Origin of the sequence: Micromonospora sp. DT4, assembly GCF_049841675.1 — a bacterium.
In the GTDB taxonomy this organism is placed as follows: domain Bacteria; phylum Actinomycetota; class Actinomycetes; order Mycobacteriales; family Micromonosporaceae; genus Micromonospora.
On sequence record NZ_JBNCKT010000082.1, the window covers coordinates 1 to 26,575 of the forward strand.

At 72.7% G+C, this 26,575-nt stretch carries 22 protein-coding genes and 4 pseudogenes; 10 read left to right on the forward strand and 16 right to left on the reverse strand.

The window, feature by feature from the left end; all coding sequences use genetic code 11:
- Positions 1-465 (reverse strand): substrate-binding domain-containing protein (locus ACLQ24_RS20965; protein ID WP_425893412.1); only part of this gene is annotated, 465 nt, incomplete at its 3' end.
- Between ACLQ24_RS20965 and ACLQ24_RS20970 the strand changes: the two genes are divergently transcribed.
- Positions 440-883 (forward strand): family 10 glycosylhydrolase, encoded by a 444-nt coding sequence (locus ACLQ24_RS20970; protein ID WP_425893413.1) that lies wholly within the window; start codon positions 440-442, stop codon positions 881-883. The two genes, ACLQ24_RS20965 and ACLQ24_RS20970, sit on opposite strands and share 26 nt — an antisense overlap.
- 177 nt (positions 884-1,060) lie before the next feature.
- The gene (locus ACLQ24_RS20975) at positions 1,061-1,594 is read left to right on the forward strand and encodes a phospholipase (RefSeq protein WP_425893414.1); all 534 of its coding nucleotides are present in this window, start codon (positions 1,061-1,063) and stop codon (positions 1,592-1,594) included.
- A 108-nt stretch (positions 1,595-1,702) separates the two neighbouring features.
- On the opposite strand, the gene ACLQ24_RS20980 is transcribed toward ACLQ24_RS20975, so the two are convergent.
- Both ACLQ24_RS20980 and ACLQ24_RS20985 read right to left on the reverse strand, forming a co-directional pair.
- Positions 1,703-4,525, reverse strand: a complete 2,823-nt coding sequence (locus ACLQ24_RS20980; RefSeq protein WP_425893415.1) for an ATP-binding protein — start codon at positions 4,523-4,525, stop codon at positions 1,703-1,705.
- 153 nt (positions 4,526-4,678) lie between these two features.
- Positions 4,679-4,897 (reverse strand): FmdB family zinc ribbon protein, encoded by a 219-nt coding sequence (locus ACLQ24_RS20985; protein ID WP_425893416.1) that lies wholly within the window; start codon positions 4,895-4,897, stop codon positions 4,679-4,681.
- A 54-nt stretch (positions 4,898-4,951) separates the two neighbouring features.
- Here ACLQ24_RS20985 and ACLQ24_RS20990 point away from each other — a divergent pair, with 54 nt between their 5' ends.
- From ACLQ24_RS20990 to ACLQ24_RS21000, 3 genes and pseudogenes are all read left to right on the forward strand, one after another.
- Positions 4,952-6,241, forward strand: coding sequence for a lytic murein transglycosylase (locus ACLQ24_RS20990; RefSeq protein ID WP_425893427.1), 1,290 nt, complete (start codon positions 4,952-4,954; stop codon positions 6,239-6,241).
- 72 nt (positions 6,242-6,313) lie between these two features.
- Positions 6,314-7,330, forward strand: a complete 1,017-nt coding sequence (locus ACLQ24_RS20995; RefSeq protein ID WP_425893428.1) for a GNAT family N-acetyltransferase — start codon at positions 6,314-6,316, stop codon at positions 7,328-7,330.
- Positions 7,331-7,407: 77 nt separating this feature from the next.
- A pseudogene (locus tag ACLQ24_RS21000) lies at positions 7,408-7,661 on the forward strand (hypothetical protein); the annotation flags it as partial.
- 422 nt (positions 7,662-8,083) lie between these two features.
- On the opposite strand, the gene hemB reads toward ACLQ24_RS21000, so the two are convergent.
- From hemB to ACLQ24_RS21025, 5 genes are read right to left on the reverse strand one after another with little or no spacing between them, the layout of a single operon-like run.
- Positions 8,084-9,067, reverse strand: a complete 984-nt coding sequence (hemB, locus tag ACLQ24_RS21005; RefSeq protein ID WP_425893417.1) for a porphobilinogen synthase — start codon at positions 9,065-9,067, stop codon at positions 8,084-8,086.
- 22 nt (positions 9,068-9,089) lie between these two features.
- Positions 9,090-10,670 (reverse strand): uroporphyrinogen-III synthase, encoded by a 1,581-nt coding sequence (locus ACLQ24_RS21010; RefSeq protein WP_425893418.1) that lies wholly within the window; start codon positions 10,668-10,670, stop codon positions 9,090-9,092.
- Entirely contained in the window at positions 10,667-11,635 is a 969-nt protein-coding gene (gene hemC, locus ACLQ24_RS21015; protein WP_425893419.1) for a hydroxymethylbilane synthase, read from the reverse strand. The genes ACLQ24_RS21010 and hemC overlap by 4 nt, the downstream gene beginning before the upstream one ends.
- Entirely contained in the window at positions 11,632-13,029 is a 1,398-nt protein-coding gene (locus ACLQ24_RS21020) for a glutamyl-tRNA reductase (protein WP_425893420.1), read from the reverse strand. The genes hemC and ACLQ24_RS21020 overlap by 4 nt, the downstream gene beginning before the upstream one ends.
- Positions 13,026-13,796 carry a redox-sensing transcriptional repressor Rex gene (locus tag ACLQ24_RS21025; RefSeq protein WP_355245007.1) on the reverse strand — a complete coding sequence of 257 codons (771 nt, stop codon included), beginning with the start codon at positions 13,794-13,796 and terminating at the stop codon, positions 13,026-13,028. The genes ACLQ24_RS21020 and ACLQ24_RS21025 overlap by 4 nt, the downstream gene beginning before the upstream one ends.
- A gap of 508 nt (positions 13,797-14,304) precedes the next feature.
- Between ACLQ24_RS21025 and ACLQ24_RS21030 the strand changes: the two are divergent.
- Both ACLQ24_RS21030 and ACLQ24_RS21035 read left to right on the forward strand, forming a co-directional pair.
- A pseudogene (locus ACLQ24_RS21030) lies at positions 14,305-15,606 on the forward strand (sensor histidine kinase).
- A 40-nt stretch (positions 15,607-15,646) separates the two neighbouring features.
- Positions 15,647-16,285: pseudogene (locus tag ACLQ24_RS21035) on the forward strand (LuxR C-terminal-related transcriptional regulator); the annotation flags it as partial.
- Positions 16,286-16,357: 72 nt separating this feature from the next.
- Here ACLQ24_RS21035 and ACLQ24_RS21040 read toward each other — a convergent pair.
- Together ACLQ24_RS21040 and ACLQ24_RS21045 are read right to left on the reverse strand one after the other, a co-directional pair.
- Complete coding sequence (locus ACLQ24_RS21040; protein WP_425893429.1) at positions 16,358-16,612, reverse strand: glutaredoxin family protein; 255 nt, start codon at positions 16,610-16,612, stop codon at positions 16,358-16,360.
- Positions 16,602-18,233, reverse strand: a complete 1,632-nt coding sequence (locus ACLQ24_RS21045; protein ID WP_425893421.1) for an AMP-binding protein — start codon at positions 18,231-18,233, stop codon at positions 16,602-16,604. Before ACLQ24_RS21045 ends, ACLQ24_RS21040 begins: the two co-directional genes overlap by 11 nt.
- 574 nt (positions 18,234-18,807) lie before the next feature.
- On the opposite strand from ACLQ24_RS21045, the gene ACLQ24_RS21050 reads away from it, so the two are divergent.
- The 3 genes from ACLQ24_RS21050 to ACLQ24_RS21060 all read left to right on the forward strand — a co-directional run bounded on the left by ACLQ24_RS21050 (position 18,808) and on the right by ACLQ24_RS21060 (position 21,979).
- Entirely contained in the window at positions 18,808-19,761 is a 954-nt protein-coding gene (locus ACLQ24_RS21050; protein WP_425893422.1) for an ECF subfamily RNA polymerase sigma factor, BldN family, read from the forward strand.
- 277 nt (positions 19,762-20,038) lie between these two features.
- The gene (locus ACLQ24_RS21055) at positions 20,039-20,926 is read left to right on the forward strand and encodes a DUF5667 domain-containing protein (protein ID WP_425893423.1); all 888 of its coding nucleotides are present in this window, start codon (positions 20,039-20,041) and stop codon (positions 20,924-20,926) included.
- Between the two features lie 177 nt (positions 20,927-21,103).
- Complete coding sequence (locus ACLQ24_RS21060; protein WP_425893424.1) at positions 21,104-21,979, forward strand: HAD family hydrolase; 876 nt, start codon at positions 21,104-21,106, stop codon at positions 21,977-21,979.
- A 1-nt stretch (position 21,980) separates the two neighbouring features.
- On the opposite strand, the gene ACLQ24_RS21065 is transcribed toward ACLQ24_RS21060, so the two are convergent.
- The 6 genes and pseudogenes from ACLQ24_RS21065 to ACLQ24_RS21090 all read right to left on the reverse strand — a co-directional run.
- Positions 21,981-23,054 carry a lysophospholipid acyltransferase family protein gene (locus ACLQ24_RS21065; RefSeq protein ID WP_425893430.1) on the reverse strand — a complete coding sequence of 358 codons (1,074 nt, stop codon included), beginning with the start codon at positions 23,052-23,054 and terminating at the stop codon, positions 21,981-21,983.
- Positions 23,055-23,080: 26 nt separating this feature from the next.
- A complete protein-coding gene (locus tag ACLQ24_RS21070; protein ID WP_425893425.1) occupies positions 23,081-24,157 on the reverse strand; it encodes an NAD-dependent epimerase/dehydratase family protein in 1,077 nt (358 codons plus the stop codon).
- Positions 24,158-24,277: 120 nt separating this feature from the next.
- Positions 24,278-24,379, reverse strand: coding sequence for a 30S ribosomal protein bS22 (locus ACLQ24_RS21075; protein WP_007465623.1), 102 nt, complete (start codon positions 24,377-24,379; stop codon positions 24,278-24,280).
- A gap of 214 nt (positions 24,380-24,593) precedes the next feature.
- Entirely contained in the window at positions 24,594-24,803 is a 210-nt protein-coding gene (locus ACLQ24_RS21080; RefSeq protein ID WP_007465625.1) for a helix-turn-helix domain-containing protein, read from the reverse strand.
- A gap of 200 nt (positions 24,804-25,003) precedes the next feature.
- On the reverse strand, positions 25,004-26,188 hold the full coding sequence (locus ACLQ24_RS21085) for an ABC transporter permease (RefSeq protein WP_425893426.1): 1,185 nt from the start codon (positions 26,186-26,188) through the stop codon (positions 25,004-25,006).
- Positions 26,185-26,575: pseudogene (locus ACLQ24_RS21090) on the reverse strand (hypothetical protein); the annotation flags it as partial. The pseudogene ACLQ24_RS21090 and the gene ACLQ24_RS21085, both read right to left, overlap by 4 nt.

The window sequence follows — 26,575 nt, forward strand, 5'->3', positions numbered from 1 at the left end:
TTGCTCAGCAACGTCGATCATGGACACCCTCGCTCTTGTTCGCTGCCCCGCACCCCTTGGAATAGATCGTCTAGGGGACTCTGGTCGATTCGCGCGCGCGATCTGCTCCTTGTCCGGGGCGACGGTGCTCAGCGTGGGGACCGAGAACCGGCCGTCCTCGATGTCGTCGAAGCCGACCACCGCCACGTCCTCGGGCGCGCGCAGGCCGGCCCCGTGCAGGGCACGTAGGGCGCTCAGGGCGAGTGTGTCGTTGAAGCAGAACACGGCGTCGGGGCGTACCCCCGTGGTGAGCAGTCCGCGCATCGCGGCCGCGCCGTCGGCGCGGTGCCAGGCCGTCGCGGCGCTGGACCTTCGCCTACCCGCCGGCCGGCGTGACCGGCAGCCGGCTCTACTACAACCCCGGAATCCCCGAGGTACGCGAGTTCGCCAGACCGCGATGATGGACGCGGTCACGCGGTACGACATCGACGGCGTCCACTTCGACGACTACTTCTACCCCTATCCGAGCGGCACCCACCAGGTGCCGGACGACGCCACGTTCGCGGCGTACAACCGGGGCTTCCCCGGTGGTCACCAGGGTCGCCCGGGGGGGGGGGCCGACGGGGTCCGGCTGACCTGGCGTCAGCCCGCCGACGGCAGGGGCCCGCTCGGCACGGCCACGTCGTACGCGATCTACCGGTTCGACGGCACGACGCTGCCCGGGCAGTGCGCCACCGCGGACGCCACCGGACTGGTCGACACCGTCCGGGCCACCTCCGGCGGCACCCGGTCCTGGGCGGACACGTCGGCCGAGCCCGGCCGGCGCTACACGTACCGGCTGACCGCGCTGGACCGGACGGCCAACGAGAGCCCGGCCAGCCCACCCGCGTTCCTCCTTTGCTGACCAGCTCCGCCGAATGCCCCGGGTGTCCGCGCGCCCGGGGCATTCGTCTGTTTCGACGCATGTCACCGATAGTTGGCGAGGCACATACCGGCCGGCTGATCAGCTGATCGAAACTTGTCGACATCCGGTGACCCGCCGGTAACTTCCGTCCCACCGCATACCCCGCGGAGGTAAACCGTGCCCCGACGTCTCGCCACCCTGTTCGCCTCGGGCGCGCTCGCGCTGCTCGCCACCCTCGCCATCGCCTCCCCCGCCGCCGCCGTCACCCCCGCACAGAAACTGTCCGTGCTGTCGAGCTGGACCCAAACCAGCGCGTCCAGCTACAGCTCCTGGAACAGCGCCCGCGTCGACCGGGCGCCCTGGGCCGAGTACAACTTCGTCTGGTCCACCGACTACTGCTCGTCCAGCCCGGACAACCCGCTGGGCTTCACCTTCAACCTGGGCTGCTACCGGCACGACTTCGGCTACCGCAACTACAAGGCGGTCGGCCAGTTCTCCGCCAACAAGGACCGCCTGGACAGCGCCTTCTACCAGGACCTGAAGCGCGTCTGCGCCACGTACAACGCCGTCGTCCGCCCGGCCTGCTACAGCCTGGCCTGGACGTACTACCAGGCGGTCCACATCTTCGGCTCGGTGGCCGCAGTCCAGCAGGCCGACATCGACCGAGCCGCCCGGCTGAAGGCCCAGGCCGAGGCAAACGCCCACGCCTGACCCACCCCGTTGATCATGAAGTTATTGCCCGGCCCACCGGCGTGTCGTGGCAATAACTTCATGATCGCCAAGCGCCAAGCGGGGAGGGGGAGGGGGTGTGGGGGCTAGCTAGGCGTGTTCGGTTTTGGTTGCCGGGTGTTGGGGTGGGGTGGGTTGGGACAGGTCGGTGCTGAAGCGGGTCGAGTCCGCCGCCAGATCCGGATGTTCCACGTCGAGCGCGAGCGCGACAGCCTCGTCCAGGCTCAACTCGGCGCCCTCCCCGTACGCGTCGTCGAACACCACATCGCCCATCATCGAACGCAGCTCCGCCTGCTGGTCAGCCCAGTAGCCGCCGTAGATCCCCGGCGTCGCCCGCATGCTCGCCCGGGTGGCCTGCGCCGCGCCGAACAGCCGCGCGGCCGTCAACCGGTCCCCGCCGGACGCGCACCGCACGGCAATGGCGCTCAGGGTGTCGCAGGCCCGGCCGTGGTAGCCGTGCCCCATCCGCGAGCGCAGCGCCACCAGCAGGTGCTCGTGCGCGGCGATCACGTCACCCCGGGCCAGCGCGACCATCCCGAGCAGCATGTCCACCGAACGCCGGCCCCGCTCGACCGGACGGGCGGCCTCCACCGGACGCGCCGCTCCCAACAGATCCGCCGCCTCCTCCAGCGCGCCCCGCCGCCAAAGCAGCTCGGCCAGGCTGAACACCGCGAACAGCGCCTCGCCGACGACGTCCTGCCCGTGCGCCCAGTCGATGACCTCCCGACAGACCCGCTCGGCCTCGAAGAACTGGCCCATGTCCACAAGCGGCGCGGCCCGGCCGGCGAGTACCCGGGCCAGCAGACCCGCGTCACCGGCCTGCCGGGCGGCGGCCTCCGCCCGCTGCGAGTAGCGCAGTTCCTCGGCGAACTCGCCGTCGGCGCCGGCGTGCAGCGAGTGCATGTGGTACGCCGCCGCCAGCTCCGCGTCCGGAATCCGCTCGCCGGTCTCGGCGATCCGCCCGTACAGCCGGAACAGCCAGAGCCGGCCCTCCCGCGCCAGCCCGCGCTCGCGCCACCACTGGTCCAGCCCGCCCGCCAGACGAAGACCGGCGCGGGCGCTGCCGCCGGTGGCACACCATCGCAGCGCGGCCCGCAGCTCGTCGGCCAGCGGATCGAGGGTGTAGAGCGACAGCGTCACCGGTCGCCCGTCCGGGCCGAGGTGGGCCCGCTCCAACGCGTGCGCCGACCACGCCACGTGCCGGTCCCGGGCGGCCTGCTCCTCACCCGCCTCGGCCAGCCGCCGCGCCGCGTACGCCCGGATCGGGTCGAGCATCCGGTACGAGCTGCCAGCGGCACGCGGCTCGGCCAACACCATCGACTTGTCCACCAGCACCGACAGGGGATCCAGCGGGTCGTCGCCCAGCAGCCACTCCACCGTCGGCAGGTCCACCGGGCCGGCGAAGACGGCCATCCAGCGCAACAGCCGCCCGGCCCGCGGCCCCAACGTCCGGTACGACCAGGTCACGGTGGCCTGCATGGTCAGGTGCCGTTCGGTGGCTGACCGCTGCACGGCCCTGCTCGCCGGGGTGGGCGGCGGCGTACCGATCGCCGCGGCCACCAGGTCCACGGTGTCCTGTTGGTTGCCGGACCAGCCCCGCTCCACCGGTGGTGGCTCCGGGTCCTCCCGTCCGGCGTCCAGAGTGCCGAGGACGTCGTCCAGCCGCTCGGCGAGCTGACCCACGGAGAGCACCCGCAGCCGGGCGGCCGCCAACTCGATGGCGAGTGGCAGCCCGTCCAACCGCCGCACGACCCGGCGCAGATCGGCCGACTCGGCCGGCTCCGGCTGCCTGCCGCCACGGGCCGCCGTTGTGCGGTCCAGCAGCAGTGCCACCGCGTCACTCTCCGCGCCGTCGGCACCCGGGTCGACCGAGAGCGGCGGAATTCGCCACACCACCTCGCCGGGCAGGCTGAACGACTCGCGGCTGGTCGCCAGCACCCGCACGCCGCCCCCGCCGGAGAGCAGCCGTGAGATGACCTCGCCGCAGGCCGCCGGTTGCGTGTCGCAGGTGTCCAGCACGACCAGCATCCGGCGAGCGGCCGCGTACTCGACGAGCGTGTCCAGCATCGGGCGGCCCGGCTCGGGCCGCAGCCCGAGCACCGCGGCGATGGCGAACGCCACCAACCCCGGGTCGGTCACCGCTGCGATGTCGACAAACCAGACCCCATCGGGGTACGCCTCGACAACTCCGGCGGCCAGCTCCACGGCGAGTCGGGTCTTACCCGCGCCGCCCGCGCCCAGCACCGTCACCAGCCGGTGCCGTTCGACCAGCCGACTCAGCTCGGCGCGCTCGACCTGCCGACCGACGAACGAGGTCACCTGGGTGGGCAGGTTGTGCGCCACCGCCTCCGCGGTACGCGGGCGAGGGAACTGCCGCTCCAGGCCGGGAGCGACGAGTTGGAACAGCCGCTCCCGGTCATCGAAGCCACGCAACCGGTGCAGGCCCAGGTCCAGCAGGGTGGCGCCCGGTGGCAGCGGGTCGGCCCGGCGGGCCGTCGACGCCGAACAGAGCACCTGGCCGCCGTGTGCGGCCGCGGCCACCCGGGCGGCCCGGTGCACCTCGGGGCTGGCGTACTCCCCGTCGCGGGGCTCGGCGTAGCCGGTGTGCAGACCCATCCGCACCCGGGGTGCGGCCTCCTCGGTCGGCCAGTCGTGGTTCGCCAGGGCCCGCTGGGCGGTCAGGCAGGACGTCAGCGCCGCCGCCGCGTCGTCGAAGGCCAGGAAGAACGAGTCGCCCTCGGTCAACAGTTCGGCACCACCGGTGGCAGCCAGCGTGCGACGCAGCAACCGCCGATGCTCGGCGAGCACCGGGCGGTAGTCCGCGCCGAGAAGCTGGGCCAGCCGGGTCGAGCCCTCGATGTCGGTGAACACGAAGGTCACCCAACCGCTCGGGAGCTGGATCCGTGGCGACATGCGTGGAACCTCCGCCCGTGACGTCGGGTTCATGCTGCCTGAGTCCGAGCGGTCACGCATCGTGAGAACGGCCGGGCACGTGCCGCCTCAAGGTGCCACTCGAACCCGGTCCCGGCAAGGCCGGTTCACGAGTCTGCCGCCGAAACCGCCGGGTTAGCAGCCGCAGGCGCCACCACAGCAGCCGCCACCACCGCCGGACGCCTGCGCGGTGCCGGTGCTGGTGCCGCGACCGGTGACCGACACCGCCGAGAGCAACTTGACCGTGTCGGCATGGCCGTGCGGGCAGGTGGCCGGCGCTCCGGCCTCCGCCATCGGACGGTTGACCTCGAAAGTGTCGCCGCAGGCGCGGCAACGGAACTCGTACCGGGGCATGCAAGCAGGGTACGTGGACCTGACGCCCGCCGGGACATGAGTGATACTCGACGGGTGGTGGACGGCGAGGACAAGACGCGTGTGCAACCGCTTCGACCGGCCGCGCCGCTGGACGGGCCGCTGGCGGAGTCGGGCGCCGCGCCGGATCCGGCGCCCGCGGCCGTGCCTCGCCCGCGCCGGCCCTGGCTGCGCAGCGGCACGACCGACCCGAAGACCACGACCCCGGCGGCAGCCGACGCCGCCACGGCGGCCGACCCCATTGCGGACACCGCCAAGACCGGCGACGGCACAGCCACGGCGGGTGCCACCGCCACCGAGCTGACGGCGACCAAGGTGGACGGCGTCGCCGTCGTACCGGCGGTCCCGCCCGGCCGGCGGCGGCGCGTGCCGTTCGCGCACGCCGTGCGTCTGCCACCGCCACGCCAGGCCGCGGTGAGCGCCGCCCGGGCGACCCGGGCGTGGTCCCGCCGTCCCAGTGGTCGCCTCACCGTCCCCGGAGTCTTCCTGCTGGCCCTGGTCACCGCGACCGCCGCGGCGGGAGCGCTGCTCGTCCCGGCGACCATCCGCGGTTCTGAACCGGTGGCCGTCGACGCCTCGGCCGCGCCGACCGTGGCCGTGCCGCCGGCGCTGCCGCTCGACCCACGGCCGACCGGCCCGCTGCCCAGCGGAGCGGTGCCGACAGGCGCGGTACCGACGGGCGCGCTGCCCACCGGGGCGTTCCCGACCGGCGGCATGCCGACCGGGCCGGCCGTCGGGCCCACGGTCGGCGGTCGTCCGTCGGACGCCCTGGCCGGTTGGGCGCAGCAGGTCGGTGCCCAGGCCGGCATCCCCCCGGCCGCCATGCAGGCGTACGGGTACGCGGAGCTGGTGCTCGCCCAGACCAACCGTAGCTGCGCGTTGAGCTGGACGACGTTGGCCGCGATCGGCCAGATCGAGTCCGGGCACGGCTCGGCCAACGGTGCGCGGTTGGGGCCTGACGGCAAGGCCCTGCCCCAGATCATCGGGCTGCCGCTGGACGGTACGGGTGGCCGGATGCGGATCATCGACACCGACCACGGGTCGCTCGACAACGACAGCACCTACGACCGGGCGATCGGGCCGATGCAGTTCATCCCGACCACCTGGCAGGAGATCGGCGCCGACGCCGACCGGGACGGGGTCAAGGACCCGCACGACCTGGACGACGCCGCGCTGGCAGCCGGCAACTACCTCTGCAAGGGCGGCCGCAACCTCAGCATCCCCGGCGACTGGTGGAACGCGATCCTGTCGTACAACGACGTGCGGCGGTATGCCCAGGCCGTCTACACCACCGCTGACCGGTACGGACGGGCCAGCCGCCGGTAATGTGATCGTCCGCGTACATTGGAGGACTAGGCACTTCCCCCGGGCAGCCGTTAGCGGCAAGCTAGACAGGTGATGGTGCGCGAGTGGGACCCCAGGACCGCGTCCTCAGCCGAGATCGCGTCGCTGTTGACCACTCTGAACGCGGTGCTGGCGGCCGATCTGCCGCAGGACCCGCCGTGGCGGGAGACCTCCCTGCGGGAGTATCTGGCCGAGGTGATGCCCGGTGAGCGGCGGATCTCCTGGCTCGCCCAGGCCGAGCCGAGCGCCGCAGGTGAGGTCGGTGCCGTCCTCGGGCAGGTCCACGTGCTCCTGCTCGGTGACATCGGGGTGCTCGAGGTGCTGGTGCACCCCTCGGCGCGACGCAGCGGCCTCGGCCGTGACCTGGTCCTGCGCGCGGCCCGCCGGGTCTACCAGGAGGGCTTCCGGTCGATCGGGGTCGAGGTGGTCGGCGACACGCCGGCGGTGGCCTTCTACGAGGCGCTCGGCTTCACCCGGGAGTACGTGGAGACGCGCAGCGTGCTCGACCTGACCTCGGTGGACTGGGTCGAGTTGACCGAGATGGCCACCGGGATCGGTGCGGGCTACCACCTGGGGTTCTACCCGGGCGGGCCACCGGACGACCTGATCGAGTCGTACGCGCGGGCCAAGGCCGAGGTGCGCGACGTCGACGACGGCGAGCTACGTCCCAGCTCCTACGACCCGGAGCGCCTACGGGACAGCCTCGATACCCTGCACCGGCGCGGCATGAAGCCGTACATCGTGTTGGCCCGGCACGAGCAGAGTGGTGAGGTGGCCGGTCTGACCGAGGTCGTGGTTCCGGCACAGCACCCGACCCGCGCCGACCAGTACGACACGATCGTCGGGCAGGACCACCGCGGTTACGGGATCGACCGGGCGATCAAGGCGCGGATGCTGCTGGAGCTGCGCTCCGCCGAGCCGAAGCTGGTCGAGGTGCAGACCTGGAACGCGCAGGCCAACGAGGCGATGCTCAAGGTAAACGCGGAGCTGGGCTACCGGCCCGACCGGGACTGGTGCGAATACAGCGTCGACGTCGCTGAGCTGGTGCACCGCCTCGATCCGCCACGCTGAGGAATTTCACGACAGTGTCCACTAGGGGATGGACGGTGGACAGCAGGGCACCTTAACGTGCGTTTACCCCGTCCACCCATTTCAACGGCTCCACCACGGCGACCACGATCGCGCTGACGGGGACCGTCGCCGCCGGGGACGCCTTCGTGTTCGCCAGCGCCTCGGCCGGAGCGGCCATCCTCGCCCAGGCCGACCAGACCACCGGGGCGAGCCTGTTCAACGGCGACGACGCGTCGTGCTCCGCCGCGGCGCCACCGTGCTCGACTCGATCGGCCAGGTGGGCGTCGACCCGGGCACCGAGTGGGGCACGGGCACGACCAGCACGTCTTCCCTCGGCCGGACGATCCCATCGCCACCGGCGCGCAGCCGACGCCGTCGGACCAGCTCGCCCCGCTGTACGAGGCTGGCCTGCACAACCTGTGGGACACCCTGGTCGCGGACGTGCCGGCCTCGGCCTACTCGTACAGCTTCGAGGGGCAGATGCCGATACTGCGCGACCCGCACCTCCCACTGGCTGCGCCGGCGTCGCGCCTCGCGGTCGGCCGAACTGCGGTGGTATGTCTCCGGTGGTCGCGCCAGCCCGTAGATGTCCCCCCACCACTCCCCTGGATCAGGATCGAGGATCGTGTCGAGGTGTGCGGGGTAGCGGCGGCCGGCACCGTCGTGGTCGTCGTCCCGGTCGGCCATCGGTTGGATGATCCGCCCGTCCTGGTCCACCCCGACAGATAGAGCCCAGCAGCACCGAGCAGGCGTTCAGTAACGCTGGCGGAGCAGACCGGCGGCCTCGACCGCCCAGTAGGTGAGGATGATCTGCGCGCCGGCCCGCTTGATCGAGGTGAGGGTCTCCATCATCACCCGTTCCCGGTCGATCCAGCCGTTCGCGGCGGCGGCCTCGACAGTCGCGTACTCGCCGGAGACCTGGTAGGCGGCGACCGGGACGTCCACCGCGGCCCGGACCGCCGACACCACGTCGAGGTAGGGCAGCGCCGGCTTGACCATCACCATGTCGGCGCCCTCGGCGACGTCGAGCGCCACCTCGCGCAGCGACTCGCGCAGGTTGGCCGGGTCCTGCTGGTAGGAGCGCCGGTCACCCTCAAGCGACGACTCCACGGCGTCCCGGAACGGGCCGTAGAAGGCGGACGCGTACTTCACCGCGTACGCCAGCACGGCCACGTCCTGGTACCCGGCGGCGTCGAGCGCCCGGCGTACCACGCCGACCTGGCCGTCCATCATCCCGGACGGCCCGACCACGTCGACCCCGGCGGCGGCCTGCGCCACCGCCATCTCGGCGTAGGCGGCCAGGGTGGCGTCGTTGTCCACGTCGCCGTCGGGGGCGAGCACCCCGCAGTGCCCATGCGAGGTGAACTCGTCCAGGCACAGGTCACTCATCACGACGGTGGCGTCGCCGACCTCGGCCACCACGTCGCGGATGGCGACGTTCAGGATGCCGTTCGGGTCGATGCCGCCGGACCCGGTCGGGTCACGCCGTTCGGGGACCCCGAAGAGCATGATCCCGCCGACGCCGGCCTGCACGGCCTCGGCAGCCGCCTTGCGCAGCGAGTCCCGGGAGTGCTGAAGCACCCCCGGGAGCGACGCGATGGCCCGTGGCTCGGTCAACCCTTCCTTGACGAACATCGGCACGATCAGCTCGGCCGGGTCGACCCGGGTCTCGGACACCAGCCGGCGGATCGCCGGGGTGCGGCGCAGGCGGCGAGGCCGGATCTCGGGGTACGACATGGAAGGGTCCTCCTGACGACGACTACCGGAAGCGCAGAGCGGTCGGCCCCTGCACCTTCGAGCCACGACGCTGCTTGGCCGGCATGGCGGCCAGCTTCTCGCGCAGCTCGACGGCGTAGGCGGCCAGCGCCTCCACCAGGTCGGGCACCGAGGCGTGCGGGGGCTGGACGTCGACCCGAAGGCCGAACTCCGTCGCGGTCTCCGCCGTCTTGGGCCCAATCACGGCAACAACCGTGCGCGCGTGCGGCTTCCCCGCGATACCGACGAGGTTCCGCACGGTCGACGAAGACGTGAAGAGCACCGCGTCGAACCCGCCCGACTTGATCGCGTCCCGGATCTCGGCCGGCGGCGGCGCCGCCCGCACCGTCCGGTACGCGGTCACGTCGTCGACCTCCCAGCCGCGCTCGGTGAGCCCGGCGGCGAGCGTCTCCGTGGCGATGTCGGCACGCGGCAGCAGCACCCGGCCGACCGGGTCGAGGATCTCGTCATGTGGCGAGAACTCGGCCAGCAGCCCTTCCGAGGACTGTTCCCCGGCGGGGAGCAGCTCGGGCTGGATGCCGAACGCGCGGACCGCGTCCGCGGTCGCCTCGCCGATGCAGGCGATCTTGACCCCGCCGAAGTGCCGGGCGTCCAGGCCGTGCTCGGCGAACTTCTCCCAGACCGCGCGTACGGCGTTGACCGAGGTGAAGATCACCCAGGCGTACCGGCCGTCGACCAGGCCCTTGACCGCCCGCTCCATCTGGGCCGGGGTGCGCGGCGGCTCGACCGCGATGGTCGGCACCTCGCACGGGATCGCCCCGTACGCCCGCAGCCGTGCACTCATCGCGCCGGCCTGCTCCTTGGTACGGGGTACCAGCACCTTCCAGCCGTACAGCGGGCGGTTCTCCCACCAGCTCAGCTTGTCGCGCTGTCCGACCCCGACCCCGACGGTGAGCACCACCCGGCCGGTGAAGCCGAGCGCGGCGGCCACGAAGCTGTCCACGGTCGACGTGGTCGTGTACTGGGTCTCGCCGGTGCCGTCCCCGGTCACCCCGACGCCGGTGGTGCCGTCGACGCCGGCAGCCAGCAGCCCGTCCCGGACGGCGGCGAGGTCACCTGCGTCCACCGCGAGCGCGAGCGAACCCCGGCCGACGGCGGCGGCCAGCGCCTCGAAGTCCAGCGCGCTGACGTCCTCGACGTCGGCGGCGGTACGTACGCCCGGCAGCGGAACCCCCGCGTAGGTGGCCACGCCCTCGGCCTGGCCGACGCCGGGCACGACCTCGAAGTGGGCGGCGGTACGGGCGACGGCCTGCACCTCCTTGACCACCGAGTCGTGGCCGAACGGGTCGCCGGCGACCAGGTGCACCGCGTTCAGCCCGGATCGGGCCGCGGAGATCAACACCTTCGCCACGTCCCCCGGCGCACCTTCGGCCGGGGTGAACTCGGCGTCGTCTCTGGCCTCGGCGCGGACGGCGGCGAGCAGCGACTCCGGGACTCCCCGGTCGTAGATCACCTGGTCGGCGTCGACCAGGGCGTCGTGCGCCCGGCGGGTCAGCAGACCTGGGTCGCCGGGGCCCGCCCCGACGAACGCGATACGGCCGACGGGCTTACGGGTGCGGGTCATTCTGTGCTCCCAAATTGCTGGGTCCCCGGGCCGGTGTGTCCTTCGTGGCCGAGGATCGAGTCGGCGCCGAGTTCGAGGAGTTCGGCGGCGAGTGCCTTACCGATCTCCGCCGCGTCGGCGGGCGTTCCGGTGCGGGACAGCCGGAGGTCACGAGTGCCGTCCGGACTGATCACCGCCCCGCGCAGGTAGATCTCATCACCGGTCTCGCCTTCGGCGAGCTCGGCGTAGGCGGCGACGGGTGCGCTGCACCCGGCCTCCAGGGTTGCCAGCAACGCGCGTTCCGCGGTGACCGCAGCGCGCGACGGTGCGTGGTCGAGCGTTCCGAGCAGCTCGACCAGGTCCTGGGCGTCGGCCCGGCACTCCACGGCCAGCGCGCCCTGGGCGGGCGCGGGCAGCATCAGCATCGGGTCCAGCGTCTCGGTGATCACGTCGACCCGACCGATCCGGGCCAGCCCGGCCCGAGCCAGGACGACGGCGTCGAGGTCGGCGTCGGGGCCGAGCACCCGCGCCAGGCGGGTGTCGATGTTGCCGCGGATCGGGGTGACCTCCAGTTGCAGGCCGAGCGCCTGCAACTGGGCGATACGGCGCAGCGCGCCGGTGCCCACCGTGGCGCCGGGCGGCAGCTCGGCGAGCGTCCAGCCGCTGCGGGCGACCAGCGCGTCCCGTGGGTCCTGCCGCGCCGGCACCGCCGCGATGTGCAGCCCGCCTGCGGCGGCCGTGGGCAGGTCCTTGTACGAGTGCACCGCGAAGTCGATCGTCCCGGCGGTCAGCGCGTCGCGCAGCGCGGAGACGAACACTCCGACGCCGAGCCGGTGCACCGGCGCGTTGGAGCGGTCGCCCGCGGTGACCACCTCGACCAGCTCGACCGGGCGGCCGGTGGCGGCGGTCACCGCCTCGGCGACGTGGCCGGACTGGGCCATGGCCAGGGTGCTGCCCCGGGTGCCGAGGCGCAGGGGGGCGGTCAACGCGCACCTCCGGTGGGTGGGGTCGGTTCGGCGGCGTCGGTTCCGGACACCGGGGCGGCGTCCGGGAGCGTCATGCCGAGGTCGGGGGTCAGCACGTCCGGGACGGTGTCGACCGGCGAGGTCTGCGGCACCTCAAGGTCGAACAGCTCACGCAGCAGGGCCGCGTACTGGTCACCACCGGGCTCGGCGGCGAGCTGGCGGACCTTGACGGTGGGCTGGTGCAGCAGCCGCTGCACCACCCGGTGCACCGTACGGGCCACCTCGGCGCGCAGGTCGTCGCCGAGGTCGGGGCGGCGCTGGGCCAGGCGGCGCAGCTCGGCGGCGACGACGTCGTCGGCGCGACCCCGCAGCGCCGCCACGGTGGGTGCCACGTCGGCGCCGCGCAGCCAGGTGAGGAAGCCCTCCACCTCGCCGAGCACGATCCGTTCGACGGCGGCGGCGTCCGCCGCGGCCGGGCCGTCGGCGAGCAGCGCCGCCATCCGGTCGATGTCGATCACCTCGACGCCGGGCAGGTCGGCGACGCCCTCCTCGACGTCGCGCGGAACGGCCAGATCGAGCAGGACCAGCGGGCCCCGGGCCGGGTCACGATCGGCGAGCGCGGCGGTGACCACCGCCCGGGTGAGGACCGGTTCGGTGGACGCGGTGGCGGCCACTACGATGTCCACTGTGGAAAGCGTGGCGGCCAGCTCGGTCATCGGCGCGGCACTCGCCCCGTACGACTCGGCGAGCCGGACGGCCCGGTCGGCGCCCCGGTTGGTGACCGTGAGCGGCCCCGCCCCCAGCCGGGACAGCGTGGCCACCCCGAGCGAACCCATCGCGCCGGCCCCGATCACCAGGGCCGGGTGGCCGGCGAGGTCGCCGTCGAGGTGCCCGGCCGCCAGCTCCAGCGCGGTGGTCACCACGCTCTGGCCGGCCCGGTCGATGCTGGTCTCGGCGTGGGCCCGCTTGCCGACGCGCAGCGCCTGCTGCATCAGCTCGTGCAGCAGACGGCCGGCAGAGTCGGCGCCGGCGGCCCAGTGGTACGCGTCACGCAGCTGGCCGAGGATCTGCGCCTCGCCCACGACCATGGAGTCCAGCCCGGTGGCGACGCGGAAGACGTGGTCCACGGCGGCGGTGTCGTAGTGGACGTACAGGTGGTGGGCGAGGGCCGCTGGCGTGCTGCCGGCCTCCTCGGCCAGTACGGCGCAGATGTCGCCGAGCCCACCGTGGAAACCGGACACGGCGGCGTACACCTCCACCCGGTTGCAGGTGGAGACGAGTGCCGCCTCGCTCACGTACGGCTGGGCGACCAGGCGGTCCAGGGTGCGGGTGAGGTCGGCGGGGGGCACGGCCAGCTGCTCCAGCGTGGCGACCGGGGCGGTCCGGTAGGACGCACCGACGACGAGCAGTTTCACGTGCCGATCGCCTCCTGGGTGTCGGTGGCCGCGAGCCCGCCGGGCAGGGCGGTGAGAGCGGACCCGCCGGTGGCGGGCAGCGCAGTCAGCGACGCCTTACGGTGCTCGTGGAAGGACAAAATTTGCAGCTCGATGGCGAGGTCGACCTTGCGCACGTCGACCCCCTCCGGAACAGAGAGTACGCAGGGCGCGAAGTTGAGGATGCTCGTCACGCCGACCGCGACCAGCTGATCGGCGACCCGCTGGGCGGCGGGGGCCGGGGTGGCGATCACGCCGATAGCGATGGACTCCTCCGCGGCGACCGCCGGCAGCTCGTCGACATGCCGGACAACCAGGCCGTTGATCTCTTCACCGACCCGGGAGGGATCGGCGTCGAGCAGTGCGGCGATCCGGAAGCCCCGGCTGGCGAACCCGTCGTAGCCGGCCAGAGCGTGACCGAGATTACCCACGCCGACCAGGGCCACCGCGCGACGCTGAGTGAGCCCGAGCACATACTCGATCTGCTCGATCAGCAACGCGACGTCGTAGCCGACGCCCCGGGTGCCGTACGAGCCGAGGTGGGAGAGGTCTTTGCGGAGCTTGGCGGAATTGACCCCGGCAGCCGCCGAAAGACCCTCACTGGAGATCGTCTCGTGCCCGGCGTCGGCGAGGTTGTGCAGCGCGCGCAGGTATTCCGGGAGCCGAGCGACGGTCGCCTCGGGAAGATCCGGGAGCGCCGGTACGCCACCGGCGCGGCCGGGCGCACCTGACTGACGGTGCTGACTCATGAGACTCCGTGCGGTGCGATCCTCGGCCAACTCTGCTGGTCGGCCGCTTATGGACTCCCGCTGGCGACCGAGATTGCCGGCTGTGCTAGCAGGGCGCGTCGGACTCACAGAGTAGGCGCTTGTGAAGACGTGCACAAATCGCGATCTTGCCGCTCCGGGACACGACCCCACCTGCCACCCCATTCCACAAGATTGATTGAGCACTCACCGCCCGCGCGATTATTGCTCAATCCCGACTTCTCTGACCAATCCCGCGCCCTCACCCGGCCCGCCCCACCCCGCGATTTTGCACATTCTGTCGCCGCATAACGCCTGTCGCCGCATAACGCGCACGCCAGGGCAAATCCTCAACAGCAATTGCGAGATCGGCGCGGAGAGGGGGGTGGGGCGGGGAGCGGAGTGAGGTGGGGGTGCGCGGGGAGAACGGGTGGGGTGGGGGCAGCACTACCGGGGAGAGACCGGGCTTCGGGATCGGGGTGCCGATCGAGGGCTGCCTAGCCTTTGAGCCATGACCGCCGTAGCCGCCACCAGCGATCGCCAGCCGCTGGCACGGAGTATTCCCCGCCAACTCTTCGTCGACTCCGGGTACGTGCTGCTCGGCCTGCCACTGGGCGTGGCCAGCTTCGTCGTCCTCATTGCCGGCCTCTCGGCGGGCATCGGCCTGATGGTCACCGTGATCGGCCTGCCGATCCTCAGCGGCACCCTGTACGCCGCGCGCGGGCTGGCCGACATCGAGCGCCTGCGGCTGCCCGCCGTGCTCCGGCAGCCCCGGATCCGACCCCGCTACCGGCTGCCGGAGGCGGGCGCGAGCGCCTGGCGGCGGATCTTCCTGCCGATGCGCGACGCGCAGTCCTGGCTCGACCTGGCGCACGGACTCCTGCGGTTGATCGTGGCGCTGGCCACCTTCGTGGTCACCGTCGGCTGGTAGGTCGTCGCGATCGCCAACTCCCTCTACTGGGCGTACGACTGGGCCCTGCCCCGCCCGACCGAGGGCGACCAGGACCTGGCGCAACTCCTCGGCCTGGGCGACTCGACCACCGCCCGGATCGGGCTGAACACCGCAATCGGGGTGTTTTTCCTGATCACCCTGCCAATCGTGGCTCGGGGCTGTGCGCTGCTCCAGGCCAGCTTCGCCCGGGCCCTGCTGACCGGTGTAGCCGAGATGCGGGATCGGATCACCGTGCTCGAGGAGCAGAAGCGGGCCGCGGTGTCCGCCGAGGCGTCCGCGCTGCGCCGGCTGGAACGCGACATCCACGACGGCCCGCAGCAGCGCCTGGTCCGGCTCGCGATGGACCTCAGCCGGGCCCGGATGCAGCTCGCCTCCGACCCGGAGGAGGCCGGACGGACCCTCGACGAGGAGGTGACCCAGACCCGGGAGACGCTTGCCGAACTGCGGGCACTGTCCCGGGGCATCGCCCCACCGATCCTGGTCGACCGAGGTCTGCCCAGCGCACTGGCCGCGCTCGCCGGCCGCGGGCTCATCCCCATCGAGCTCCAGGTCGACCAGCAACTGGGTACGCGGGACGGCCGACTCGACCCGGCGGTGGAGAACACCGCGTACTTCGTGGTGGCCGAGGCGCTGACCAACATCGCCAAGCACAGTCGGGCCACCGAGGCCATGGTCGCCGTGGCCCGCCAGGGCACCCACCTCCAGGTGCGGGTGGGCGACGACGGGCAGGGCGGCGCGCACCTGGCCAAGGGCCACGGGCTGGCCGGCATCGCCGACCGGGTCCGGGCGGCCGGCGGTGAACTGGCCGTGATCAGCCCGAACGGCGGCCCCACCGAGATCCGGGCCGAACTGCCGCTGTGAACCCCCGGAAGGCGGCCCCGACGTGGTAGACACCACACCCATGCGCATCGTGATCGCCGACGACGCCGTCCTGCTCCGGGAGGGGCTGGTACGGCTGCTGACCGAGAGTGGGCACCAGGTGGTGGCCGCCGTCGGAGATGGCGACACACTCGTCGAGGCGGTGGTCGAGCACCGACCCGACGCGTCGATCGTCGACGTGCGGATGCCGCCGACCCACACCGACGAGGGGCTGCGGGCGGCGGTGCAGGCGCGCCAACTGGTGCCACGTACCCCGATCCTGGTGCTCTCCCAGTACGTCGAGGTGTCGTACGCCGATGATCTGCTCGCCACCACCGGCGGCGCCGGCGGCGGCGGGATCGGCTACCTGCTGAAGGACCGGGTGGCGGCGATCGACGAGTTCCTGGACGCGCTGCGCCGGGTGGCGGCCGGCGGCACGGTGCTCGACCCGGAGGTGGTCGGCCAACTCTTCGCCCGACGCCGCCGCGACGACCCGCTGCGCGAGTTGACGCCGCGCGAGCGGGAGGTGCTCGCGCTGATGGCCGAGGGTCGGTCGAACACGGCCATCGCGCGAGCCCTGGTGGTCAGCGACGGCGCGGTGGAGAAGCACGTGCGCAACATCTTCACCAAGCTCACCCTCCCGCCGGACACCGAGCAGCACCGGCGGGTGCTGGCCGTCCTCACGACCGTGGCCCGCAGCCCGTCGACCCGGGTGAAGTGGCCGGTCAACCCGTACGTGTGCACGGTGGGCACCTCAGAGCTGCGGTGTGGTCAGGTCCCGCAGCAGCCGTTCCTCCTCGACCCGCCAGTAACCGTGCTCCTTGCCGTCGAGCATCACCACCGGCAGCCGGTCCCCGTACTCCCGTTCCAGCTCCTCGTCGCCGGTGACGTCCCACTCGACCCACTTGTCACCGGTGACCGCCACCACCCGGTCGAGCGCTGCCTTGGCGTCGTCGCACAGGTGGCAGCCGGGTCGGGTGATCAGGGCGAGCCGGGCGTCAGTGGCCATCGGGTACCTCCGGGCGGGCGTCGTCGGCGGGTGCGGGCGGCCCGGTCGGGGTCGCCGACCGGAGCTGGGGCTTTCGTACCTTGCCGATCGCCGAGTGGGGCAGTGCGTCGACGAACTCGACGGCGGTCGGGCACTTGAACCGGGCCAGGTTCCGTGCGCAGTGTGCGAGCAACTCCTCGCCGCTGACCGGCCGCCCCGGCGCCGGCACCACGTACGCCCGCACAGTCTCGCCGGTTCGCGGGTGCGGCACACCCAGTACCGCCGACTCGGCCACCCCGGGGTGCCCGGCGAGCACCAGCTCGACCTCGTGCGGATAGACGTTGAACCCGTTCACCAGGATCAGCTCGCCGAGCCGGTCGACGAGGAAGAGGTCGCCGTCGGCGTCGGCGTACGCGATGTCGCCGGTGCCCCACCAGCCGTCGGCGTCCGGACCGTCGCGGCCGTCCGGCCAGTAGCCGTCGAAGAGGTTGGGGCCGCGTACGACGATCTGCCCCGGGTCGGCGCCCGGTGCGATGTCGGAGATGTCCAGCTCGTCCGTGTCGTCGTCGGGGACCGCCTGCCCGTCGCGCCACAGGACCTCGGAGTCCGGCCAGACCAGGCGCAGCTGGATGCCGGGCAGCGGCCGGCCGATCGAGCCGGCCTTGGCCGTCGGACCGACCAGGGTGGAGGTGAGCACGGGCGCGGTCTCGGTGAGGCCGTAGCCGACGTGCACCGGGTGGCCGGCCGCCGCGGTGAAGCGCGCCGCGACCGCGGGTTCCAGCGGCGCCGCGCCACACACGGCCACCCGCACCGACGCGGTCGCCGCGCGGACCGCGTCGGCGCCGGCCCAGGCGAGGAACATCGACGGTACGCCGACCAGCACGCTGACCCGGTGTCGGGCGATCTCGGCGAGCGCCGCGGTCGGGTCCGGATCGTCGAGCAGTACACCGGCGGCGCCGTGGTGGACGACCGCGCCGAGCCCGGAGTTGAGCCCGTACGCGTGGAACAGCGGCAGGGCCAGCAGCACCGTGTCGTCCGGGCCGACCACCGGGGGCTCGATCGCGTCCACCTGGTCGTGGTTGGCCAGCAGCGCGCGGTGGGAGAGCATCGCGCCCTTCGGGCGGCCCTCGGTGCCGGACGTGTAGAGCAGTACGGCGAGGTCGTCGCCACCTCTGCGTGGGCGGGGACGCGGTTCGGGCTGCGCGGCGGTCGGCGGCGTGGCGTGCACGGCGGCGAGCGCGGGCAGGTCGGCGGCCACCTCGGCGACGAGGCCGCGGACCCGCTCGGTGCCGATCAGCAGCGACGCGCCGGAGTCGGCCAGCACGTGCCGCAGCTCCGGGGCGGTGAAGCCGGGGTTGACCGGAACCGGGACCAGCCCGGCCCGCAGCGCGCCGAGCCAGCCGATCACGAAATCGGGGGTGTTGGGCAGTGCGATCGCGACTCGGGGCGGTGTGTCGTCCGGTTCGGTGGGCGGCACGGCGGCGGCCAGACCGTATGCGGCGGCGGTCACGGCGGTGTCCAGTTCGGACCAGCTGACGCGCTGGTCCCGCCAGTGCAGCGCGGGCCGGTCACCGTGGTGGAGAGCCGCCCGGCGAACCCGGTCGGCGAGGTTCGGCGGCGAGTCTGCCGGGGAGTCCTGCACGGTGGTCGAGTCTGGCACAGCGGCGGTCGACTGGCCACGTCCGACGGTGGCGTGCGCCGGACCGTCCGGCGTCCCGTCAACGGGACACCCGTCGTGCCGCCGATGCTCCAGTCCAGTCCGGCTGACGGGACGAGTGGAGCGTCTGGCAGGCGGTTCGGCCCGTCCGGCCCAGCGGGCGGTGGGCACCCCTCAGCCGATTGGTCGAACTGCCCTCCGACCTGGGGATCCATCCTGGAACACCGGGTCGGCCGAAAGTCAAACGCACACGACGGACAACCGGTCCGCCACCGGTGCGACACGGCGGGAAATACTTCCGCCCTGTGTAACGGACTTGCCACGCGCGGGTGACGTTGGCCCTATTATCACTCGGGTCGGCTCACCCCATTTGCCGTGAGTCGACAACCCCTCAGCCCGAGGAGGCCCCCGTGCCTGTGAGCGCATTGGACCAGCACCTCAAGGGGAACTGCCGCCCGTCGGCACACCCCGGAACAGTCCTGCCCGACCGGTTGCCCGGTCGGTCCGCACCGACCCACAAACCAGCCCGTCCGGCGACCACCGGGACGGGGGCGGCGCGGTGACCACCTTCGGATACGCGGAACGCCCCGTCGGCCTAACCGGTCAGACGCCCCGCTCGCAGGTGAACGAACGCCCGGCGACCCGCGCGCCACTGAGCGACCCGCACGCCGCGATGCGCGGCGAGGGCCCTGCCCAGCGGACCCGGAACCGCCCGCACACCAACGAGCCTCCGCCGAGACCGGCGGTGCCCGGTGGCAACGCGATGCCGGCGGGTGGGCGTGTCGCCACACCGGCCCGACCCATGATGCCCTCCCAGGGTCGTCGGGCCGGCGACGCGCCGGCGGCGGCCACCGACCCGGCGACGGGCGAGACGGCGGTGATCCCGGCGGTTCCGGCCGCCACCTCGACCACCCCGACCGGCTTCCCGAGCCGCCCGGACCCGTCCGACCCGGCCACCGAGGTCTGGACGCTGATCGAGCGGGCGCAGGCCGGCGAGTCCGAGGCGTTCGGTCTCATCTACGACCGGTACGTGGACACCGTCTTCCGGTTCGTCTACTTCCGGGTCGGCAACCGCCAACTCGCCGAGGATCTGACGTCGGACACGTTCCTGCGCGCCCTCAAGCGGATCGGCAGCTTCACCTGGCAGGGCCGCGATCTCGGCGCCTGGCTGGTGACCATCGCCCGCAACCTGGTCGCGGACCACTTCAAGTCCGGCCGGTACCGGCTGGAGGTCACCACCGGGGACGTGCTCGACGCCGACCGTGAGGATCGGGGGCCCGAGGGCAGCCCGGAAGCCGCAGTGGTCGAACACATCACCAACGTCGCCCTGCTCACCGCCGTCAAGCAGCTCAACCCGGAGCAGCAGGAGTGCATCGTGCTCCGGTTCCTGCAGGGCTTCTCGGTGGCCGAGACGGCCCGGGCCATGGGCAAGAACGAGGGTGCCATCAAGGCTCTGCAATATCGGGCCGTTCGGGCGCTGGCACGGCTGCTGCCCGACGGCTTCCAGCCGTGAATCGCTGACGGGCCAGGCCAGCGCGATCATGTATGCGCAGCTCAGGGCGGCTCTCACCCGGTGACGACGATCACTTTCTGTGATTTCCGCCCCGCCCGGCCCGTAACCCGTGCCCGGTCCGCCGCGTTTCTCCGGGTGCGACCGGTGGATGTCCCGGCAGGCCCGGGGCACCGAGGTCCGTCCGGCACGCCGGACGGCGCCTCACCTCCGTGGTGTCACAACGCCGCCCGGTCGCTGGAAACGACGGCGGCCGACCGGCCGTGACCAGCGAGAGGAGGTGCCTGCGGTGGACAACAACCTCTTCTCCCGCCGGCGTGCCAAGCGCTTCGCGCAACTTCTCGACGAGGCCAACGGCGGCCGGCGACACCACGTGCGGTCCCGAGTGGACAACCAACTGGCGCCGCTCGTCGCGGTGGGCCAGCGACTCGGCGTCGATCCCCCCACGGTCGAGGTGGATCCCGACTTCCGCACCGGCCTGCGAGCGATGCTGCTCGCCACCGCCGAGCGCGAGGGAATCGGCACCACCCCGGCGACCGCCGAGCCGGCCGCCCCGCGTCCCGCGGCCACGAGCCGTGGTTCGCTGCTGCCGGCGGTCACCGCCCGACGGGCCCGGGCCCGGGGAGCGATCCTGGTCGGCATCGCAGCCGGCGCCATCGCCGTCTCCGGCATCTCCGCCGCCAGCGAGGACGCCGTCCCCGGCGATGCGCTCTACGGTATGAAGAGGTCCACCGAGCGGGCCCAGCTCGCCCTGGCCAGCTCGGACATCAGCCGTGGCCAGCTCTTTCTGGACTTCGCCCGGACCCGGCTCGGCGAGGCCGCCGAGCTGCGCGGTGACCGCATCGGCTACAGCGCCGTCCTCGACGACATGGACGCCGACACCCGCCAGGGCATTCGCCTGCTCACCGCCGCCGCCGTGCAGCGGGGCGAGCCCGCCAGTCTGGACACCGTCAACACGTTCGTCGCCAGTCAGCGCCGGGCGGTGAGCAACCTGCTCGACGGCGCAGGACGGGCCGAACGGGAACGGACCCGGCGGTCGCTGGCCCTGCTGGACAGCATCCGGGAACGCTCGGACTCCGTACGCGCCGCCATCGCGTGCGGCCTGCCGGCACCGACCGGCAGCGACACGCTCGGGCCCACGCCGAGCACCTGCCCCGGCGCACGCTGACCGCCAGGCGACCCCGCGCACGCTGACCCGCACGGCGAAGACGCGCACGCCGACTGCCACGCGAGACCGCACGACCGACCGGCTACGGCGCAGTTTCCTGTGCCCGGCCGGTCGACCGTGGGCTCCGGCTACCCTCGCTGGAGGCAGCGTCGTAGCTGCGGAAGGAGGGGAAGTCGCGTGGCGCGCAGCCGCAAGGTGACGGCCAGCACCGACTCCCGGGGGCACACCGCCGGATGGGCGGAGACCGAACTGGCGTCGGTTACCCCGCCCGCACCGGACCCGACCGCCGCAGCCTTCTTCGACGTCGACAACACGATGATGCAGGGCGCGTCGATCTACTGGTTCGCCCGGGGCCTCGCCGCCCGGAACTACTTCACGACCGCCGACCTGGCCCGCTTCGCCTGGCAGCAGCTCCGGTTCCGGCTGCTCGCCCGCGAGCACGCGGGTGACATGTCCCAGGCGAAGGACGCCGCGCTGGCCTTCGTCGAGGGGTGGCGGGTGGACGACGTGGAGCGCCTCTCGGAGGAGATCTTCGACGAGCTGATGGCGCCCCGGATCTGGGCCGGCACCCGGCAGCTCGCCCAGGGACACCTGGACGTCGGCCAGCGCGTGTGGCTGGTCAGCGCCGCTCCCGTGGAGATCGGTCGGGTGATCGCCGACCGGCTCGGCCTGACGGGTGCGATCGGCACGGTGGCCGAGGTGCGCGCCGGGGCGTACACCGGGCGGTTGGTGGGTGACCTCATGCACGGGCCGGCGAAGGCCGAGGCGGTCACCCTGCTCGCCGCCGTGGAGGGGCTGGACCTGAGCCGCTGCGCGGCGTACAGCGACTCGGCGAACGACCTGCCGCTGCTCTCCACCGTGGGCCGGGCAGTGGCGGTGAACCCGGACGGCGCCCTGCTGCGGCAGGCGCGCCAGCAGGGCTGGGAGGTCCGGGACTTCCGCACCGGCCGACGGGCAGTCAAGATCGCCGTACCGTCGACGGCCGCGGCCGGTCTCGTCGCCGGCGCGGTCACCGCCGGCCTCGCACTCCAGCGTCGCCGCCGCGCCGGCTGACTCAGGGGCCGAACGGGTCGGGTCGCCGTTCCAGCAGCGTGTGCAGGGTCTGCTGGATGGTCTCCCGCACCTGGTCGGCGAGGTTGAAGACGACCAACGGGTCGTCCGCCGAGTCGGTCAGGTGGGCGGTGGGTATCGGCGGGCAGAACTCGATCAGCCACTTGCTGGGCAGCGGCACCATGCCCAGCGGCCCGAGCCACGGAAAGGTCGGCGTGACCGGGAAGTACGGCAGCTTGAGCAGTCGCGCGAGGGGCTTGATGTCGGCGAGCATCGGGTAGATCTCCTCGCCCCCGACGATGGCGACCGGAACGATCGGGGTGCCGGTACGCAGCGCCGCCGACACGAAGCCGCCCCGGCCGAACCGTTGCAGCTTGTACCGTTCGGCGTAGAGCTTGCCGATGCCCTTGAACCCCTCGGGGAACACACCCACCAGGTCGCCACCGCCGAGCAGCCGCTCGGCGTCCGGGTTGCAGGCCACCGTGCCGCCGGTCTTGCGGGCGATCTCCGACACCACCGGCATCCGGAAGACCAGGTCGGCGCCGAGCAGGCGCAGGTAGCGGTGCGCCGGGTGCTTGTCGTGCAGGGCCGCCGACAGGATCAACGCGTCCAGCGCCACGGTGCCCGAATGGTTGCCGACCACCAGGGCGGGCCCCTCGACGGGTACGTTCTCCACCCCGCTGACCTCGGTCCGGAACCAGTCCCGGTAGAGCAGCCGCAGCAGCGGGTGGAAGACCGCGTCGGTCAGCTCCGGGTCGAAGCCGAACTCGTCGACCTCGTAGTCCCCGGCCAACCGTCGGCGCAGGAACGCCAACCCGTTGGCGACCCGGCGGTCCCACTGGTCCCCCGGCCGGTCCGCCACGGCCGGCCCGGTGCCGCCGTGCCCGCTCGCCGTCTCGTCGGTCGTCGTGGTGTCGACCTCGTCGGTGGCCGTACCCGTCGGCTCGTCGGCGGGTATGTCGACCTCGTCGACAGGCGTCGCGGCCGGCGCGAGGCGGGCCGCCGGGCGATGGCCGTTGCGCCGCGCCGGCTCCGCGTCCGGCACGGGCGGAACCGGCGGTACGTCGAAACGCCCCATCCCCTGCGGATCGTGCCCCTGGCCGGTCACGACGTCCGCTCCCGCACCGCGGCACGGACCTGTCGGATGCCGTCCAGCACCAACTGCTCGGCTGCGGCCAACTGACCTCGGCTGAGCACCGCCCCGCCGTGGTGGGCGCGGATGAAGTCCTCGAACGCCTCGGCCGTGGAGCGGGGGGTGAAGCCGTACTCCTGCTCGAGACGCGTGGTGTCGACGACCCGGCCGTGCACGAAGAGATCGACCTGGTCCAGGCCGTAGCGGCCGACCCCCATGGTGCGGGCCAGCGCCGCGGCGCCGGAGAGACCCGGTTCGAGTACCGGCACGGCCACCCGGCCGGCCCGCCGGATCGCCTGGGAGAGCGACAGCACACCCGGGCCGGCGACGTTGTAGGTGCCCGGATGGTCCTGGACGATCGACCGGTGCAGCACCTCCAGCGCGTCGTCGAAGTGCAGGAACTGCAGGCGGGGATCGCGGCCGAAGACGGTCGGCACGAACGGCTGCGCGAAGTAGCGCGTCAGGGTCGTGTCGGCGGTCGAACCGATGAACGGGGCGAAGCGCAGCACCGTCGCGGTCACGTCGGCCCGCCGGCGGCGGAAACCACGGACGTACCCCTCGACGTCGAGGATGTCGCGGCCGAACCCGCCGCGCGGCACCTCGCGCGGCTCGGTCTCCTCGGTGAACACCGCCGGATCGCGGAACGACACCCCGTACGCGGCGGTCGACGACCGGACCACGAGTTTGCGCAGGCGGGGTGCCCGTTGGCAGGCGGCGAGCAACTGCATGGTGCCGATGACGTTCTGGTCCTTCATGGCCGACCGGCCACCGTGCTGCGGGTCGGGAGAGCTGACCAACGCGAGGTGGACCACCGCGTCGACGTCCAGGTCGGCGAGGAGCCCACCGAGTGAACCCGGGTCGACGCTGATCCGCTCGACCCGATCCAGCAGATCGGTGAGCTCGGCGGCTGGCTCCGGCGCGTCCACGCCGATGACCCGCTCGATGCGCGGGTCGGCCGCCAGCCGGGCCGCCACGTGGGCGCCCAGGTAACGCCCGACCCCGGTGACGACGACGACCCCCGGCGCACCTGTGGTGCTACCGGGGGTCATCTGACGCACCTACGCCGACAGGCTGGATCGAGCCGGGACGACCACGGCCTAATCACCTGAGCCTCCGGAGGTCGACAGTTTGGCAAGTGCCGCCTGATGCCGGGCAGAGCCCGGCGACGGTCACTTGCCGAGACGGCGACGCTGGACGCGGGTCTTGCGCAGCAGCTTGCGGTGCTTCTTCTTAGCCATGCGCTTACGGCGCTTCTTGACCACCGAGCCCATACGACAGCCTTTCGATACAACGTGCGGGGCGGGCCGGATGACACCACGCAGGTGGCGACGGCGACCGCATGCGGACAACGGACCGGACCAGTCTGGGCGGCGGGGCGCACCGGTGGGGTCTCGGTCGCGCTCCAGGGTAGCGGGAGAGCGTCAGCAGGACCAACGCGCCCCCGTCCATGCCGCCTAGCGGGCGTCCGATCGGCCGAGCAATGGCTCAGGCGGTTTCCTGAAAAGCGCCCCGCAGATATTCGTGCACAGCGTGCTCGGGCACCCGGAACGACCGGCCCACCCGGACCGCGGTGAGCTCACCGCTGTGCACGAGGCGGTAGACCGTCATCTTCGACACCCGCATGACCGTCGCCACCTCCGCGACGGTCAGGAACTTGACCTCCGACAGCCGTCCGTCGGACTGCGACCCGGCCATGGCTCACCGACCCATCCCATGCCCGGCGCGTGCCAACCCGACGGATGCTCCGGGCCGGGCGGCGACGCGCGTGTTACCAGTACGGTAGCGGGACGGCTGTGACCGGCGCGATCCCTTCGTACAACTGATCATGTTTCGGCGGCCGGTTCACCCGATCCGGCCCGCCGTTATCTCCCCGACTGCGTCCACCGTCCGGTTGCTCACTCGGCGCGCAGCGCCACCACCGGATCGAGCCGGCCGGCGCGCTGCGCGGGGACCACTCCGAAGACGATCCCCACCGCCGCCGACACACCGAAGGCCAGCGCCAACGACCACCACGTGATCGCCGCGGGGATCGGTGACAGCGCGTCCACCAGCAGGGCGGTCCCCACGCCCAGCGCCATCCCGGTCAGCCCGCCGATGGTGGTCAGCAGCACCGCCTCCAGCAGGAACTGCACGCCGATGTCGCGGGGTCGCGCGCCGACCGCCTTGCGCAGCCCGATCTCGCGGGTCCGCTCGCGGACGCTGACCAGCATGATGTTGGAGACGCCGACGCCGCCGACGAGTAGCGAGATGCCGGCGATGGCGGCGAGCACGCCGGTGAGCACACCGAGGATGTCGCCGAGCACGCCGAGGATCTGCTGCTGCGTGACCGCGCTGAACTCGGTGTCCGGGTGCCGGCGGTTCAGCTCGGCGACGATGCGCTCGCCCAACTCGTCGATCCGCTCCCGGTCGGGCGCCTTGACCGCGATGCCGTCCACGCGCTGGGTGCCCCAGAGGCGCTGCGCGGCGGTCACCGGTACGTGCACCTCGTCGTCCCGGTCGACGCCGAGACTCTGCCCGAGGGGCGCGAACACGCCGATGACCCGGAATCGCACGCCGGCGAGGGTCACCTGCTGACCGAGGGGATCGCGGTCGGGGAACAACGCGCGGGCCACCGAGCCGCCGAGCACCGAGACGCGTCGGCTGGTGTCCACGTCCGTGCCGGTGAGGTAGCGCCCCCGGGCCAGCGACCGGGTGAACACCGTCGGCGTGGTCTCCAGCACGCCCTGCACGGTGGTGAAGTCGGAGCGCGCGCCGGCCCGTGCGGTCGCCCCCGAGGCGACGGTGACCGCGACCCGCTCGGGATCACCGACGACGCGGGAGACCGCGTCCGCGTCCTTGAGCGTCAACGGCGAGACCACCGGCGCGGTGCCCACCTCGATCTTGCCGGGGACGATCAGCAGCAGGTTGGAGCCGAGCCCTTCGACCTGCTGCTCCACCTTCTGCTTGGTGCCGGCGCCGATGGCGACCAGCAGCACCACCGACGCCACCCCGATGATCACGCCGAGCATGGTGAGCGAGCTGCGCAGTCGGTTGGCGCGCAACGCGTCCAGTGCGACCCGCCACGCCTCGGCGACCCTCACGCCGTACCGTCCTCGGGCTCGCGCGTGTCGGCCTGCACGGGGCGCGGGCCGGGCTCACGCACGTCGGCCTCCGCGCGACGCAGGCCGGGCTCGGGCGGAAGGCGTCCGGTGGCTCCGGCGGCGCCACCGGAGCCACCGGACGGGTGCCCCGGACCGTTTCCGGACACGGACCGGGGCTCCGCGCTGGGAGCGGGGACCAGTGTCTCAGGTCGACCGTGCTCGACGGACGGCGGTCGATCATGAAGGTCGCCGGCGCTGTCCGCCACCACCACACCATCGCGCATGGTGATGCGACGTGCGGCCCGCGCCGCCAGGTGCCACCTGCGCCCGGCGACCACGACCGGCGACGCCCTCGCCCGCAGCCAGCGAGCAAGGACCTGCGACAAC

Coding starts and splice junctions, on each gene's coding strand:
- ACLQ24_RS20970 (WP_425893413.1), top strand. CDS start 440: ATGGACGCGGTCACGCGGTACGACATCGACGGCGTCCACTTCGACGAC.
- ACLQ24_RS20980 (WP_425893415.1), bottom strand. CDS start 4,525: ATGTCGCCACGGATCCAGCTCCCGAGCGGTTGGGTGACCTTCGTGTTC.
- ACLQ24_RS20985 (WP_425893416.1), bottom strand. CDS start 4,897: ATGCCCCGGTACGAGTTCCGTTGCCGCGCCTGCGGCGACACTTTCGAG.
- ACLQ24_RS20995 (WP_425893428.1), top strand. CDS start 6,314: ATGGTGCGCGAGTGGGACCCCAGGACCGCGTCCTCAGCCGAGATCGCG.
- hemB (WP_425893417.1), bottom strand. CDS start 9,067: ATGTCGTACCCCGAGATCCGGCCTCGCCGCCTGCGCCGCACCCCGGCG.
- ACLQ24_RS21010 (WP_425893418.1), bottom strand. CDS start 10,670: ATGACCCGCACCCGTAAGCCCGTCGGCCGTATCGCGTTCGTCGGGGCG.
- ACLQ24_RS21025 (WP_355245007.1), bottom strand. CDS start 13,796: ATGAGTCAGCACCGTCAGTCAGGTGCGCCCGGCCGCGCCGGTGGCGTA.
- ACLQ24_RS21040 (WP_425893429.1), bottom strand. CDS start 16,612: ATGGCCACTGACGCCCGGCTCGCCCTGATCACCCGACCCGGCTGCCAC.
- ACLQ24_RS21065 (WP_425893430.1), bottom strand. CDS start 23,054: ATGGGGCGTTTCGACGTACCGCCGGTTCCGCCCGTGCCGGACGCGGAG.
- ACLQ24_RS21070 (WP_425893425.1), bottom strand. CDS start 24,157: ATGACCCCCGGTAGCACCACAGGTGCGCCGGGGGTCGTCGTCGTCACC.
- ACLQ24_RS21075 (WP_007465623.1), bottom strand. CDS start 24,379: ATGGGCTCGGTGGTCAAGAAGCGCCGTAAGCGCATGGCTAAGAAGAAG.
- ACLQ24_RS21080 (WP_007465625.1), bottom strand. CDS start 24,803: ATGGCCGGGTCGCAGTCCGACGGACGGCTGTCGGAGGTCAAGTTCCTG.